The sequence below is a fragment of the Fibrobacter sp. UWB10 genome (assembly GCF_900182935.1).
In the GTDB taxonomy this organism is placed as follows: Bacteria; Fibrobacterota; Fibrobacteria; order Fibrobacterales; family Fibrobacteraceae; genus Fibrobacter; species Fibrobacter succinogenes_O.
Map to the genome: position 1 here is coordinate 269762 of NZ_FXUE01000004.1, position 14644 is coordinate 284405.

The following is a 14644-nucleotide window of genomic DNA, read 5'->3' on the forward strand; positions in this document are numbered from 1 at the left end:
GAATTTATGTACAAGATTTCTAGAAAAGATTACGCTCAGATGTACGGCCCCACTGTTGGCGACCGCGTCCGTCTTGCTGATACCTCCCTTATCGTGGAAGTGGAAAAAGATTACTGCGTCTACGGCGACGAAGCGAAATTCGGCGGTGGCAAGTCCCTTCGCGATGGCATGGGTCAAGCCGTCCCCTTTAAGGATGAAGAATGCTTGGACTCCGTGATTACAAGCGCTCTCGTGATTGACTCCACTGGAATTTTCAAGGCCGATATTGGCATTAAGGACGGCCTGATTGCAGGAATCGGTAAAGCCGGCAACCCTCACATGATGGACGGTGTCACTCCCGGCATGATCATCGGAGCCTCTACCGAAGCCATTGCCGGTGAAGGCCTGATTTTGACTGCAGGCGGCATCGATACCCACATTCATTTTATTTCGCCCACGCAAGTTCGCACGGCCCTTTATAGCGGCGTCACCACCATGGTTGGGGGCGGTACAGGCCCTGCCGACGGAACCAACGCCACCACTTGTACGCCGGGCGCGTTCAACATTCACAGAATGCTGGAAGCAGCAGAAGACTTACCCATCAATTTGGCATTCCTCGGAAAAGGAAACGGATCTAATCCGGAACCTTTACGCGAACAGATTCGCGCAGGGGCCGCAGGCCTCAAGCTCCATGAAGACTGGGGTTCCACTCCCAAGGCAATCGACACCTGCCTCGGTGTCGCAGATGAATTTGACGTCCAAGTTTCGATTCACACGGACACTTTGAATGAAGGCGGCTTCGTAGAAGACACCATTTCTGCCTTTAAGGGGCGTACCATCCACACTTACCATACGGAAGGTGCGGGCGGCGGACACGCGCCCGACATCATTCGCGCGGCGGCCTTCCCTAATGTCCTGCCTTCTTCTACAAACCCCACCATGCCTTTCACGAAGAATACCATCGACGAGCATCTGGATATGCTGATGGTATGCCATCATCTTGACAAGAACAACAAGGAAGATGTGGCCTTCGCCGACTCCCGGATTCGTCCGGAAACGATTGCCGCCGAAGACGTTCTTCACGACATGGGTATTTTCTCGATGATGAGTTCTGACTCCCAGGCCATGGGCCGCGTAGGCGAAGTCATTACCCGCACTTGGCAAACTGCGGACAAGATGAAAAAGCAACGCGGTACTTTGGAAACGGACACGCCGCGCAACGATAACAACCGCGTGAAGCGCTATGTTGCCAAGTACACCATCAATCCGGCCATCACCCACGGAATTTCCAAGTATGTAGGTTCCGTTGAAGTGGGCAAGATCGCAGACTTGGTTTTGTGGCGTCCTGACATGTTCGGTGCAAAGCCCGAAATGATTTTGAAGTCCGGCTTTATCTGTGCTTCTAAAATGGGCGACGCCAACGCCAGCATTCCCACCCCGGAACCGGTGGTGTATACCGACATGTTCGGCGCCCACGGAAAGGCCCTGGCAAAGACTTGCATTACCTTCGTTTCGGAATACGCCTTTGCCCACGGCATCAAGGAAGAACTGGGACTTTCCAGAACGGTTCTTCCCGTAAGCAATTGCCGCAACATCGGGAAAAAGGACATGGTCCACAACGATCGAATTGCAAAACTGGAAGTCGATCCGGAAACTTACACCGTCAAGGTGGACGGTGAAAGAATCACCTGCGAGGCTGCCACAGAACTCTCCCTCGCCAGAAGGTATTTCCTCTTCTAAAGCAACCCACAAGGAGTCCGAAATGATCGCCGATAAAATTCTTGGAAACCTTCACAGGAGTTCCGAAACGCCCTCAAAGGTTGTCGTTGACATTCCCTTTGAATGGTTCGAAACGGACAGGCATCGCATTTTGAAAATAGCCGATGACGGCACGGAAGTTGGCATCCAGATTGACGAAAATCTTTCTGATGGCGATGTTCTTGCCGTTACGACGGAAAAAATCTACGCTGTCCGAATCAAGAAATCAAAGCTGCTTCACATTCCCGTCAAGACGATGGAAGAAATGGGCCGTTTGGGATTTGAATTGGGCAACCGCCATTTGTCTCTGCAAATCGCAAGCGATGGCATCACCATTCCCTTTGACGCACCCACCTTCGAATACCTCGTCCGCCTCGGTTTCAATCCTCGAATTGTAGAAGATGTCTTTGCCGACTACATCGTGTGCAAGGCTCATGGAACAACTCACAGCCACGATCATTCTCATGAGCATCATCACGACACCGAAGGCCACCACCACGAACATTAATTATGCTTGCCACCCTTCGGATGATTCAGATTTGCGATAGCCTGTTTCCTATTGGAGCCTTTACCCTCTCCAATGGTCTTGAAACATTGATTGCAAACAAGACCATCACAGACGGAAACGCCCTAGAAGAATACGTTTCCGGCTTTTTGAGTATCCTGCCCTACAACGATTTGGGCGTGATGATGTTGAGCTATGGCCATGCCCACGATATGGAATTCATCAAGGAACTGGACCACTTTTCCATGGCCCTGAAAGCCCCCGAAGAAGTCCGCACCGGTTCCAGGAAACTTTGCAGCCGGTTCCTTAAAATCTACAAGGAATTTGAGGGCGCCACGGATCGTAACTACCCGGCCCTCGATAATTACCGTTGCGCTGTTCTTGGGGACCCCTCCCAAACCACCTCAAGTTCCTGCATCGGAAACCACGCCGTTGCCGTCGGCCTTTTTGCTAGTGATATCGGCCTCGACAGGGACGAGGCGGCTAGCATCTACACCTATAGCCTTTTGAACGCCGTCGTGACCAATGGGGTCAAGATGATTCCCCTGAGCCAGATGGTGGGGCAAAAAATACTCAGTCTAAACCAAAAGAAAATCCTCCTGGCGGTCCAACAGGCCGCGACGCTCCAGATGGACGACCTTGGGGTCGGTGGCATTGGCATAGATATTGCAAGTATGAAACACGAAGAACTTTATTCACGACTTTACATGAGTTAAATGAGATTATGAGTTACGTAAAAATTGGCGTTGGAGGCCCCGTAGGCTCCGGAAAGACCGCTTTGATCGAAAGACTTACTCGAAAAATGAGCAAGGAATACAGCATTTGTGTGGTCACTAACGATATTTACACTAAGGAAGACGCAGAATTCTTGATCAAGAATTCCGCATTGCCCGCCGAACGAATCGTAGGTGTGGAAACCGGTGGATGTCCCCATACCGCCATTCGCGAAGACTGTTCCATGAACCTGGAGGCTGTGGATGAAATGGCCCGCAGGTTCCCTGATGTACAGATCATTTTTATCGAAAGCGGTGGCGATAACTTGTCTGCAACATTCAGCCCCGATTTGGCGGACGCCAGCATCTACGTGATTGACGTGGCGCAAGGCGAAAAAATCCCCCGCAAGGGAGGCCCCGGCGTTATGCGTTCCGACTTGCTTGTAATCAACAAGACGGACTTGGCCCCACTGGTTGGCGCAAGCCTGGAAGTCATGGCCCGAGATTCGGAGCGCATGCGTGAAGGCCGCAAGTTCTTATTCACAAACCTGATGAGCATGGATGGCGTAGATGAGGTCATCGCATGGATCAAGAAGGCCGTTTTATTCGAAGGCGTTTAATCCCCAAAACTTTTTTCAAAGGAGTTCCATATGGCATGTTTTACAGTCCCTCTTGCAGAAGCCCTCATCACCACAGCCGTCACCCTGGTTGTGGAAAAGAAAATGCCTGAAAAGGCGCCGCTGCAGGCTCCCCGCCGCTTATCCAAGCTGTTGTGGGGCGGCTCCGCCCTGCTTGCTTTCGAGCATTTCTGGCATGGCGAAATCCAGCCGTTCTACCCCTTCCTTACGGCGGCACAGAGCCCCGAATCTACGCAGACGATGCTCCACGAAATGTCTACCGTAGGCGTGGGCATGGCGTGCATGGTCACCTTGGCGTGGGCGGCGTCCTTGATATTCCTAAAGACCAAAGACAAGACAAAAGTGGCTCGCACCACTCAATCCGAGGAGGCGTAAAATGACCTTGCTTATTACCGTAATCGCAGCCATCGTTTCTAGCCTTCTCTGGTACAGCAGCATGACCAAGCAGGGCAAGGATTCCATGAAGTATTCCACCCTCTGCTACATGTACTGGGGCGCATCCCTCATGTGGCTTGTAGATGCCATTGCAGAATACGCGGAGTTAGGTGCAGAGTACTTTACCCCGGCCTTCGCCGACATGGTAAACGACGCATTCCTCGGAGTTTCTGCAGTAACCTTGGGGTTGGTCATCTGGCTTGCACGGCTGTTTTGGTCCGCTAGATCCTTATGCAAAGTTCGCTCCGCATAAAGACCTGCTTTCGAAACGGAATTACTGAAATTGAGGACGCGTTTTATACGTCCCCTTACAAAGTAATGCATCCTTTTCATGACGGAAAACATTCCGATATCATGATGATGGCTGCCTCCGCCGGCCTCTTTGGAGGCGACCATTTCTCATTGAATCTGGATTTTGGCGCAAAAAGCGACGCCACTTTTCTTTCTCAAAGCTACGAGAAAGTTTTTAATACTGACGGTAAAATTGCTTCCAAGAATATCACAATAAGCGTAGGCGAAGAGGCTAAAGTCTGCTACATGCCTTCCCCCGCCATTCCCTTTGCCGGGAGCCATTACCAGAGTGAGGCAAGGGTCCAGATTGATCCCTCCGCCATCTTTATTTATGCAGATATTTTCACTTGCGGCCGCACCGGCATGGGTGAATTTTTTTCTATGGACAAGTTCCAAAGCAAAAGCCGATTTTACGTGGGTGACAAGCTGGTTTTCGCTGACCACACCCTTATAGACCCCCGTAAATTTGACTACGCCAAAATCGGTTTTTGGCAGAATTACACTCATAACGGAATGATGTTCGTATACTGCCCCAAAGAGGGAATCCTAGATGATTTGAAGAAGACTATCCGGGAAAAGGGCAAGGATGTGGGGGGTGTAACAGGCGTTTCCCATGCAGGAAAGGGTTTAGTGGTTCGAACCCTGGCCATGCGAGGGGAAACCATCTGGGATTTTTTTGAGTCTGTCAGGAATCTTTACATGTAAAAAATGTAAAGTCTCTAAAAAATGTATTTACATAAAACTTGCAGGAAAGCTACCGCCGCAAGTGCCTCTGACATAATTTTCCTGTACTCCACATAGTCGGGGCCCGTCTCGAAAGAGGCGGGGCTTCATTATACTACATTTCAGGCCATGAAACCTTTAAGCAATCGTACTGAACATTTTACGGAATCGGTCATTCGTCACATGACGCGTATTGCAAACGCTTGCGGTGCCATCAACCTTTCTCAGGGCTTCCCGGATTTTGATCCGCCCAAAGCCTTGCAAGACCGCCTAGCCGAAGTCGCCCACACGGGCCCGCATCAGTACGCGCTTACCATCGGTGCACAGAATTTCCGCGAAGCGCTTTCTAAAAAGCAGGAACGTTTCAGCGGCCTTCGTTACGACCCGCAAACCGAAATGGTCATCACCTGCGGCAGCACCGAAGCCATGATGGTTTCGATGATGTCGATTTGCAATCCGGGCGATAAGGTGGTCATCTTCTCGCCGTTCTACGAGAACTATACTGCCGATACAATTTTGAGCGGTGCGTCTCCGATTTATGTGCCGCTGGACCCGCACGATTTCACCTTCGATGCCAACGTCCTCGAAGATGCCATGAAACAGCCGGGCGTCAAGGCTCTCGTGCTTTGTAATCCGTCGAACCCGAGTGGAAAAGTCTTTACCCGCGAAGAACTGCAGATTATTGCCGACCTCGCCATCAAATATGATTTGTATGTAATCACTGACGAAGTCTACGAGCACATTGTATTTGCCCCGCATCATCATACGTATTTGGCAACGCTCCCGGGAATGCGCGAACGCACCATTGAATGTTCCAGCCTTTCCAAGAGCTATTCCATTACGGGCTGGCGCCTGGGCTATGTGCTCGCTGACGAACCCGTCATGAACAACATCAAGAAAATTCACGACTTTACGGTGGTGGGCGCCGCCTCGCCGCTGCAAGAAACCGCACTCACCGCCCTCAATTTCGGCGACGATTACTACCAGGAACTCCAGGCGCATTACACGCATATGAAGGAAATCTTCACCGGTGGCCTGCGCAATTTAGGCTTCAAGTTCACCGAACCGCAGGGCACGTACTTCGTGATGATGGATATCAGTGAATTCGGCTACAAATCTGATGACCAGTTTTGTATCGACCTCGCGCAAAAAGTGGGTGTCGCCGCAGTGCCGGGTTCCAGCTTCTTCCGCGAACCGGTAAATCACTTGATTCGCTTCCATTTTGCCAAGAAAGACGAAACCCTCTACGACGCGCTTAACCGTTTGGAAAGCCTTCGTTCTAAGATGAAATAAGTGAATCCGTCATCCGGCAATTTTGGCCCCGCTGTGGCGGGGCTTTTTCTTTTTTATGAAACAGAGTGTTTCATGGATTGTTTGGAATAGTATTGTTTTTAATAAAAAATCGTAGTTTTTGCTAAAATTTCTCTTGTTTTGTTTCATAGAAAACCTATTTTTAAATAAAGAACCATGAAACGGATTACGGAATATAACGATTACCGCTGCTACATGCGTGATTATTACGAGGAACGCAAGCGTACTTCGTATTTCTCGTGGCGTGAGTTCGCAAAACTGGCAGGTTTTTCTTCATCGGGCTACCTGAAACTAGTTTGCGACGGCAAAACCCGTCTCCGTCAAGATGGCGCCCTTAAGGTGGCGCGTGCCATGGAACTTTCCGGATACCGTCTGGAATATTTTTGCATGCTGGTGGAATTCTGCGATGCCTCGGACGAACGCTCCCGCGTACAGGTTTTCTCCCGGATGCGCACTCTAATGGAGGAGAATGGGGTGCGTGTCCTGGGAGCCGAGGCGTTTGACTATTATCGTTCTTGGGTGAATCCTGTCGTACGTGAACTTGCTCCAATGATGCCCGGAGCCAAGCCTTCGGATATTGCGAAAATGTGTATTCCCGAGGTGACGGCGGGCGAGGTTCGCAATTCGCTGGAATTGATGGTGCGGGCAAATTTGCTGGATCGGCAATCCGACGGAAAGTACGTGCAAATGAACAAGGGACTCACGGGAAATCCCGCATTGTTGTCTGCGTCTATGAAGGTGATGCAAAAGCAGGTGGCGCAACTGGCTGCCGATGCACTGGATTCCGTTCCTGCAAAAGAACGCGATATTTCGGGATTTACATTTGGAATAAATGAAAAAACTTTTGAACGCCTGGTCAACGAAATCAAACTCTTTCGCGAACGAATCAAGGAAATTGTTTCCGAAGACGAAGGATGCAATCGGGTTTACCGGTTGAACCTGCAACTGTTTCCCCTGAGTGAAAAACTGAAGGATAAAGATGAATAAAATTCAAATGAGAAATGTTTTCGCCTTTTGTGTTGGATTCCTCGCTCTGTTTGCGGGTTGTGCCGGCTTTACCGAAGACGTGAGCGGGAATACCTCTGACAATAATTCTGTCGATAGACGTCAGATTGAATCTCAATATGCGCTAGCCCGTGTCGCTCAGTCGGGAAAAGTGGAACGCAGTTCCGCTGATGACTCTATAACAATTACGTTTGAACAAAATGGCGGGTGCGTTAAGGACGGAGAGTCGTTCGCCTATGACCAGAACTTCTACTTTGCGAATTCGAAGACGTATGCCTACAGCTTCCGTGACGATACGCTCTTGCTCACAAGAATCTATGAACCGGGCCCGTACGAAGTAAATCAAGAAAGATACGAGGAATCGTTTATCTTTGTGGGTGGTACGCCGGGTAAACTCGATGGAATTTGGGAAAATACGCAGTGCCGCTACCGTGAAGAAAAAATATACTGCATGAACGATGGCTATGATCAGTATTTCAAGTTCGATGGTGACAACGTGGAATATCGCGTTGCGGATCATGAAGATTACGACTACATGCAGACTGTCTTTGTGGACCAGTTGTTCGATTTCCTCGGGAATGGAGGCTCCATCCAGCTCGAAACGCCTTATTACTATTCGGATACGAAATATGGGCAGGAAAGCTCCGGTATCGTCATTCTCGAAAAGACGAATAACACGGTGAAGTTTACTCATGCCGATTTGACGTTCGAACTGAGTGTAGATTACGCTCGCTATAAAGACAGCTTGCACGTAACGCTAAAGTCGGGAGATGTTTCATGCGTGGGGACGGTCCGCGATATGGACGATGTCTTGCCCGGAATGTGTTCTGATGACAATGCAGATTACTTGTGGAAATCGAGCTCGGGCGCGTATACGTACGAACGGATGAATTCTAATGAGTTTGAAACATGCATCGACGGAATTCTCGGACGTAAAAGAGAACTCTAAAATATTGTAGTTCAGGAGGAGAACATGACTATACAAAAAATGATGACGGCGTTTGCTGCCATCCTGTTGGCGGGCGTACCCTTGTTTGCCAAAGATGATTCCGCTTCAAGAAAACTCGATATGGGCGTACGTCTAAGTGGGGGCTCGGTGGGCATTGTCACCGATTCCGAATGGGATTATTATACGAACGGGGTCGGTAATGCGATTACGCTTTCCTTTGATATGGCGTATCGCCTGTCGCCCAAATTCTACCTTCATTCGGGCTTAGGATTTGATTTCCGCTATTTTTCGAGCTATGTGGAAATGGGAAATAATTGTGATGGCTCCTGTGGCGGAACGTGGAAGGGCGATGAATGGGATGCTTTGTTTTATCTAGAAATTCCGATGCTTGTGCAATTCCGCATTCCGGGAATCCTGTTTCTGGAGGTGGGACCTTTCGTGAATGTTTTCTTGGCGAAAAAAGAAGAATTGGTTGGGCCTGGCAGATACCTGAATAACCAATACTACGATGAAATGTTGTTTGGTGCGGGCGCGGCGCTTGGCATAGGCCATGTTTTTGATAATGGCCTTTTTATAGACCTGCGTCTTACGTATCAATTTACGGATATTGCGGATACTGAAAGGATAAGCCTTGCTCAGAGACTTCAGCCAGAAGAAAATAGCCGTGAGCCAGATAAATGGGATGGCTCTTACATTATGCTGAATAAGTTGCAGCTTGGAATCGGATACTGGTTCTAGGCTTGGGATTCGCGAACTTCAGAATCACGAGCCTCAGAATCGCGCTTCTCCGCATCTCTCTTGGAATAAACGCATCCGCAATAATTCTGTCGGTATAAATTGTATTCGGCGGAAAGCTGAATCGAGCGCTTGTACCCGCCCTTCTTCTTGAAGTCGCTGGGCAGGCGCTTGATTCCGTAAATATCGCACTGTTCCTGCACCACTTCGTTCAGCACCTGCGCATTTTTCATGGGGCTAATCGTGAGCGTGGTGGTAAAGTATTCACAGTTCAGTTCCTTAGCGAGTCTTGCCGATTCAGCGAGGCGTAGCTCGAAACACTTGCGGCAGCGTGCGCCGCCTTCGGGCTCGTTTTCAAGCCCGCACACAGTATCGTAGAATTTTTTCGGGTCGTATTCGCCTTCAATCAGTGTAATCGGATACTTGGTCTTGAATTCGGCAACAAAGCGCTTGATTTCTTCGACGCGGTGGCGGTATTCTTCGTCCGGCGCGATATTCGGATTAAAGTAGAAAAGCGTAATCTTAAAATACTGCGATAGGTATTCAATGGTGTAACTGCTACAGGGTGCACAGCAGGCATGCAACAAGAGCGTCGGCACTTCGCCGGTGTGTTCCAGCCTGCGGATAATGTAATCCAAGTCGCGCTGGTAGTTATGCTTAGGGGTGTTGGACTGCTGCGGTTCCATGGCTTACTCCCAGCTGAGAGTTCCGAAAGCCGTAATCCAGTAGCAAACCGTTGTAATCACGGCGAAGGTTCCCATCACGGTACGTTCCTTGTGGGCGGTGCTAAAGAGAACCGTTGCGGTATAAAAAGTCAAGTACAGCGCAAAGAAGAATGCGAGAATCCGTGTCACCATGAACGGGATAATCTCGGGCAGGACATGCCCCGCCGAAAGCAACACGAAAAGAGCCACAAATTGCATCGTGGTCGGCACGATGAACGCCTTGCGGACCTCGGGCGGAATCACCTTGTAGCGCGCATTCATGGCGTAGGCGCCGAGCGGGGCGCCCAAGGCAAGCGCAATATTCAGAGCGATGGAGGGCAAAAAAGCGATAGCCCCGATGATTGTAGCGATAATCATTGCGAAAAAAATAGAAATTACCCCTAAAAAAGAGGACGGCCCTGGGTAAAGGAGGTAACCTAGGGCCGTCAGGGAGTGTTTGGGTACCTATAAAATAGATATTCCAACTTGGAATAAGCCTAAAAATCGTATAAATCGCGTATACCCGAGTAAACATCCTGTATCCACCTAAAACAGGGGCGGAAACGGCGAATTTTTTGAAATTTTGCCCTTTTTTTCTATATTCCTCACTATGCTGGACCTCTATAACATTGTGGCGGAATTGTGTTCCGATATTGTAAGCTCCTGCTCGGAGAAATTCTTTGTCGAATACAGCTGTGTTTCCCCGGCCGAAAAATCCCGCATCGCAAAAGTCGTCCAGGCAGAAATTCCCGCGCTGTTTCAGGATTCCGGCAATGGGGCGAGCGTCCGCGAACTTACCTCCGAAAACCTGACCAGTGAATTTCTCGAAAACTTAAAGTCACTCATCAATCGCTTGAAGGCTGTCGACGATTATTACGCCTTGCTCGGGTTATTGCAAATCTTAGACCATGCGATGGCTTCGCTATTGAATGGAGCTATAGCCGAATTCGAACGAGAAAAATTCTCGATTGTGTTGAACACCAACCGCGAATCGGTCGGAATGGGGCTCTTGCCGCGTTGCTCTTGCGTGTGGGAACGCAAACACCGCTTGATTCATCGCTACAATAACCTCGAAAGTTTCCTGTACAACATTCTGCTGATTGAAAACTCGGTGCTCGGCGAACTGATTGACAAACATTACTTTTTGAAAGACGAATTGTTCCCGCGTTTCAAGGAACGCCATGCCGTAAAGATTGCTGCAACTCCTTTAAGGCTTGAACGGAATTTTCAGGTACATTTAAGCGACAAAGATAAAATCCAGTACTTCAATATCGCTTACGAGAATCATTCGTATGAAGCGGATAACGAACTCATCTGGAAAAAGATTTGGACCGCCGCTGAAAACGAAAGCGATATCGTCGTTTTCCCGGAACTCCTTGGGAATGTCGAGATGGCGGAATTTGTGACGAGTAAAATCAAATCGCTTTCGCCTGCCGATGCCGACAAAATCCCGTCGCTCATTATTCTGCCATCTTATTGGGAAAAGAACCGCAATGTCGTCACGGTCATGGACAAGTTCGGAAACGTGATTTGCAAGCAGAATAAGCAAAACCCGTTCCGCAAAGAATTCGGTGGTGTCGGTTATTTGGAACAAATCAGTTCCAATCTCGTGGTAAACATTCTGCATTACGAAGGCATTGGCCGCATTGCGATTATGGTCTGCCGCGATTTCTTGGAAACGGAATACATGCAGCAACTCATGCGTTGCTTCAAACTCACGCTGATTATTGTGCCGTCATTCTCGACGGGCTCCTACGATTTCCGTCGCTCATTCGATTTGTGCGCCCACGAAGACTGCAACGTGGTTTGGGTCAATACCTGTGCCGCGCTCGTTAAAGGCAAGGAATCGAACTTCCAGGACATTGGCTACGTGCGCAAGCGAATCTCGCGCAATGAAGACGAAGCGCAAATGCTTTACAAAATGCCCATTTGCAAGGGCGCGTTTAACCGTGAATGCAAACATGACTGCATTTACTACGAAACTATACAAAAGGTGTGATTATGGAATTTGAATCGATTGAAAAAATCCACCAGGGCAAATTCATTACCCGCTATGACATTCACTATAAGACCGTCAGCGGCAAGCCCAAAACTTACGAAATGATCAGCCGTAATCCCGACATTACGGGCCTCAAGGACATGCTCGAAAAGAAACCGCATGCGGTCGTGATGATTATGCATGACTGCACCGGTCAAAAGCTCCTGCTTTGCAAGGAATACCGCATGGCTGTGGGCGAAAGCATTTACAACTTTCCGGCAGGTTTGATTGATCCGGGCGAAACCTACGAAGAGGCGGCCGCCCGCGAACTCCGCGAAGAAACGGGCCTCTCGCTCATGCGCATCGACGAAGTCTGGAAACCGAGCTATTCCGCCGTTGGATTTTCCAACGAAAGAAACGTTGTCGTCGTAGGCGTTGCCGGTGGTGAAATTCGCCCTAGCGATTCCGAACTCGAAGAAATTCAGGCGCAGTGGTTCGACAAAAAGCAAATCCGCGAAATCCTAAAAGACGAACGCCTCTCTGCCCGCACGCAGACCTATTGCGCTCTCTGGAGCCGTGCCTAAAAATTGATTCTCGCCCTCATCGCCGCATGCAGTGGGTGAAACTCCTCATCAGCGGTCCGCCTGAACGTAACCGCCAACGATAACTGTAAAAAGTCATTCCCGATTTCGGCGCTACTGCGTAGCCTGATTTCTCGCGAAGGCATGCCTTTGGGAATTGTGACCGCAATGCTTGCGCTGTTGGCTGCATCTTGTGCGTAAGCGACTCCGGCCTCGTAAAGAGGCGTGCTAAAACCTTCATCTCGCTTGTGCCTTGCGCGAATCTTTCCTGAAAAAACAAAATGCTCGTGTGCCGATTTTTCGCTTTCTAAATTCCACGTCGACTGGATTTTTAACGCCCAATCATTTTGCCTGCAACGATCTTCTCCCGAAATGCAAGTCACGCTTGCTGTCGTCCTTAAAATCTCGGGACCCGATTCCGCGCTTGCCTTGAACCGAGTCTTACTCGTGTCGCCTTCTAGCGGAATCGTCGTCCGCGCATCCGCCGTGAATTTACTCTTCCACGAATCATGCAATGTCGCCCCGATTGTCTGACTTCCCCAAAAGCGGCTCTTTGCAATCGTCGGGCTCAGGCGCGATTCCTCCGGCAGCGAATCCCCGTGCGCGTAAGCATCCGTCTTCCATGCAACCGTCGCATACTCCATCTTTTCGCGGTGCTGAAATTGCAACTTCATCAATGGCAATTCTCTAATTCCTGGAACCCACCACACGGCCAAATTTCCCCAGTTGCCCTTGGCCTCTGCCGTAAATGAACGATGCTCGATGCTGTCCGCATGGTTCAGGTGATGCCAATAGGCAAGCTCTATTTCAAAGTCTTTTTCTTTTGGTGGTCCTCGGAAAGGTGTGAAGGCGAAACTCGGGCGGATTGTTTTCGCGGTATCCAAGAATCCTCCTAGGCGAAAGATTCCTATCGGGCTGTAAAGCGAATAGAATAGGGCGGTGCCCCACAAGGTGTCAAGCGGAATCACGCTATGCAATTCCTTCGTCGAAATCTGGCCAAAGTGCGCTTCGCTACCTTCATTCCGGTAAGTCAAGAGCGACTGCGTTCCAAGCCGTAAAGAATAGCGGTAAAAATTCAGACGCAATTCTGCACGCCCGCTTTCCAAGTGCCCAAGCGAATCGGCGCGGCCTCGCCATTCAATATACCCATGCGGAACAAGGCTCGGCCGCGGTTTCAGTTTCGGCTTTTTCTGTCGCGCTTTCGCTTCCGTCTTCTTTGTCTTCGCGGGCGCGGTGTCTTCGCTCGCGCAACTTTCAAGCGCGTACACCTCGGCGAGCATGCAGGCTTCTTGCAAATTGCCTTCTTCGAGCAAGTCTAAAATTTCGCGGGCCTCATCGCCATCAATAATGCCGTCGTCCCACCATTCAAAAACGCGTGCTTCGGTGAGTTCTGTATCAATTACTGCAAAAAGGGTGCTCGCAATCGTCAAAACCAGCAATAAAATCAATCTCATTTTACGGTCCTCTATATCTATACGCCAGATTCGCCGAAAATGTGAAAATTCGCCCCTAAAAAATTCTATTTTTGTTTTTATGGCAAATAACTGGTCTAAAAAGCCCTTCTCGAAAGCCCCTTCCCGCAATGCGTCCGCCGCTGGCCGCGACTTCGTGCCGCACCTTAAGGCTCCCCGTACCGACTTCCCGCTCTTTAACGGCAAGCGTGTTACGCCCTCGCTCGCGGGTCTCGACAAGTTGCTGCATTACTACGGCGTAGAACTTCAGCCCGAAACTCTCAAGCAAATTTGGGAATTCCATCAGCTGTTGCGCGCCAACAATGACGACCAGGATTTAACTCGCTTGAACGCCTTCGAAACCATGGTGGAACGCCATTACGCCGACTGCACGCTTATCAATGCGTACGTGCCCAAGTGGCCTGCTCGCATGATCGACGTCGGTAGCGGCGCCGGTTTTCCGGGGATACCTCTCAAGATTGTGAACCCCTCCATTCGACTCACGCTTTGCGAACCGCGCCCGAATCGTATCAACTTCTTGAATATGGTCATCGAAAAGATGGGCCTCAAGGGTATCGATGTGTTCGGCCATAAAGTCACAAGCCGTAGCATGACCATTCCTGTCGATGGCGTTATCAGCCGCGCTTTCGAACTTATGGAAAAAACGCTCCCGCGCATCGCCAATTCGCTGAAGATTGGTGGCCGCGTATTCTTCATGAAAGGCCCCGCTGTCGCAGACGAACTCAAGACCTTCCACCCCGAAGATTTCGGCTACAAGTTCGTGGGCAAGCATTTCTACACGATTCCGAACAGCACGCAAGAACGCGCCCTGATTATCCTCGAACGCGTAGAGTAACATTAAACGAAAAAAGGCCGGATTTTTCATCC

At 49.8% G+C, this 14644-nt stretch carries 17 protein-coding genes; 14 read left to right on the forward strand and 3 right to left on the reverse strand.

Annotated elements, in window-relative coordinates; all coding sequences use genetic code 11:
* Positions 1-6 precede the first annotated feature (6 nt).
* The 11 genes from ureC to QOL41_RS11400 all read left to right on the forward strand — a co-directional run bounded on the left by ureC (position 7) and on the right by QOL41_RS11400 (position 9045).
* Complete coding sequence (ureC, locus tag QOL41_RS11350) at positions 7-1719, forward strand: urease subunit alpha (RefSeq protein WP_283429853.1); 1713 nt, start codon at positions 7-9, stop codon at positions 1717-1719.
* A gap of 22 nt (positions 1720-1741) precedes the next feature.
* On the forward strand, positions 1742-2245 hold the full coding sequence (locus tag QOL41_RS11355) for an urease accessory protein UreE (RefSeq protein WP_283429854.1): 504 nt from the start codon (positions 1742-1744) through the stop codon (positions 2243-2245).
* Positions 2246-2247: 2 nt separating this feature from the next.
* Entirely contained in the window at positions 2248-2958 is a 711-nt protein-coding gene (locus QOL41_RS11360; protein ID WP_283429855.1) for an urease accessory protein UreF, read from the forward strand.
* A gap of 8 nt (positions 2959-2966) precedes the next feature.
* On the forward strand, positions 2967-3575 hold the full coding sequence (ureG, locus tag QOL41_RS11365) for an urease accessory protein UreG (protein ID WP_283429856.1): 609 nt from the start codon (positions 2967-2969) through the stop codon (positions 3573-3575).
* 30 nt (positions 3576-3605) lie between these two features.
* Positions 3606-3968 carry a hypothetical protein gene (locus QOL41_RS11370; protein WP_283429857.1) on the forward strand — a complete coding sequence of 121 codons (363 nt, stop codon included), beginning with the start codon at positions 3606-3608 and terminating at the stop codon, positions 3966-3968.
* Between the two features lies 1 nt (position 3969).
* On the forward strand, positions 3970-4281 hold the full coding sequence (locus tag QOL41_RS11375; protein ID WP_283429858.1) for a hypothetical protein: 312 nt from the start codon (positions 3970-3972) through the stop codon (positions 4279-4281).
* Positions 4260-5024, forward strand: a complete 765-nt coding sequence (locus QOL41_RS11380) for an urease accessory protein UreD (RefSeq protein ID WP_502846884.1) — start codon at positions 4260-4262, stop codon at positions 5022-5024. The genes QOL41_RS11375 and QOL41_RS11380 overlap by 22 nt, the downstream gene beginning before the upstream one ends.
* Positions 5025-5171: 147 nt before the next feature.
* Positions 5172-6335, forward strand: a complete 1164-nt coding sequence (locus QOL41_RS11385; RefSeq protein ID WP_283429860.1) for a pyridoxal phosphate-dependent aminotransferase — start codon at positions 5172-5174, stop codon at positions 6333-6335.
* A gap of 174 nt (positions 6336-6509) precedes the next feature.
* On the forward strand, positions 6510-7340 hold the full coding sequence (locus QOL41_RS11390) for a TIGR02147 family protein (RefSeq protein ID WP_283429861.1): 831 nt from the start codon (positions 6510-6512) through the stop codon (positions 7338-7340).
* Positions 7333-8307, forward strand: coding sequence for a hypothetical protein (locus tag QOL41_RS11395; RefSeq protein WP_283429862.1), 975 nt, complete (start codon positions 7333-7335; stop codon positions 8305-8307). The genes QOL41_RS11390 and QOL41_RS11395 overlap by 8 nt, the downstream gene beginning before the upstream one ends.
* 24 nt (positions 8308-8331) lie before the next feature.
* Positions 8332-9045: a porin family protein gene (locus QOL41_RS11400; RefSeq protein WP_283429863.1), complete on the forward strand. Its 714-nt coding sequence runs from the start codon at positions 8332-8334 to the stop codon at positions 9043-9045.
* Here QOL41_RS11400 and QOL41_RS11405 read toward each other — a convergent pair.
* Positions 9042-9728: an epoxyqueuosine reductase QueH gene (locus QOL41_RS11405; protein ID WP_283429864.1), complete on the reverse strand. Its 687-nt coding sequence runs from the start codon at positions 9726-9728 to the stop codon at positions 9042-9044. The two genes, QOL41_RS11400 and QOL41_RS11405, sit on opposite strands and share 4 nt — an antisense overlap.
* Before the next feature lie 3 nt (positions 9729-9731).
* Positions 9732-10124: a hypothetical protein gene (locus QOL41_RS11410; RefSeq protein ID WP_283429865.1), complete on the reverse strand. Its 393-nt coding sequence runs from the start codon at positions 10122-10124 to the stop codon at positions 9732-9734.
* A gap of 232 nt (positions 10125-10356) precedes the next feature.
* On the opposite strand from QOL41_RS11410, the gene QOL41_RS11415 reads away from it, so the two are divergent.
* Positions 10357-11745, forward strand: coding sequence for a carbon-nitrogen hydrolase family protein (locus tag QOL41_RS11415; protein ID WP_283429866.1), 1389 nt, complete (start codon positions 10357-10359; stop codon positions 11743-11745).
* Positions 11746-11747: 2 nt separating this feature from the next.
* Positions 11748-12308, forward strand: a complete 561-nt coding sequence (locus QOL41_RS11420; protein ID WP_173653894.1) for an NUDIX hydrolase — start codon at positions 11748-11750, stop codon at positions 12306-12308.
* Here the strand turns inward: QOL41_RS11420 and QOL41_RS11425 are convergent.
* Positions 12305-13759 (reverse strand): hypothetical protein, encoded by a 1455-nt coding sequence (locus QOL41_RS11425; protein ID WP_283429867.1) that lies wholly within the window; start codon positions 13757-13759, stop codon positions 12305-12307. The genes QOL41_RS11420 and QOL41_RS11425 overlap by 4 nt on opposite strands.
* Positions 13760-13838: 79 nt before the next feature.
* Here QOL41_RS11425 and rsmG point away from each other — a divergent pair, with 79 nt between their 5' ends.
* Positions 13839-14612, forward strand: coding sequence for a 16S rRNA (guanine(527)-N(7))-methyltransferase RsmG (gene rsmG / locus QOL41_RS11430; RefSeq protein ID WP_283429868.1), 774 nt, complete (start codon positions 13839-13841; stop codon positions 14610-14612).
* The last annotated feature ends 32 nt before the right edge of the window (positions 14613-14644 follow it).